This window comes from Photorhabdus heterorhabditis, assembly GCF_001280945.1.
GTDB classification, from domain to species: Bacteria; Pseudomonadota; Gammaproteobacteria; order Enterobacterales; family Enterobacteriaceae; genus Photorhabdus; species Photorhabdus heterorhabditis.
In genome coordinates, this window is record NZ_LJCS01000235.1 from 1 (window position 1) to 494 (window position 494).

Below are 494 nucleotides of genomic sequence, written 5' to 3' on the forward strand. Positions count from 1 at the left end.
GTTTTACTTGTTCGTCCTGCCATCAAAGCGCAGGGTGATGGTGTGCCGGATTTACCTGCAAGCATTCAAATGCCACCGGTAGAGAGAAAAGGCGAAACGGGCTATACCACTCGTTTGTTGCGAGCAGGCTTTCTGTATATCTGGGATGAGCTGGTGAGTGGCTGGATCAATTATTACGTGACCCGCGAGGGGTATTACTATCCCCTGCCGGAAAATGGCAAAGTGCCTCCCCGCTTAGCCAGCGGTGAAATGAAACCCTGCATTGATCAGCCCAATGAGTTGGCGCGAGCTTCGCTGGTGACATTACCGGTACTGCCGGAAGGTTTCGAAAACAAGGCTTTTTGGTTGGCCTGGTCGGCGGTGGCGTGGACGGATGCGGTACGTAAAAAGCATGAAGATCCGGCCTATCGAGCGCGATATATGCAACGTTTTGATATGGAAAAATGGCTGAACAGTGGAGAGGGGGAGAATGCGCTGCCGTTCTCGTCACTGAC

The 494-nt window shown here is 52.6% G+C and carries 1 protein-coding gene; it reads left to right on the forward strand.

Annotation, left to right across the window (positions count from 1 at the left end):
- Positions 1-494: toxin VasX (locus tag AM629_RS24160; RefSeq protein WP_338049421.1), on the forward strand; the 494-nt coding region annotated here is incomplete at both ends.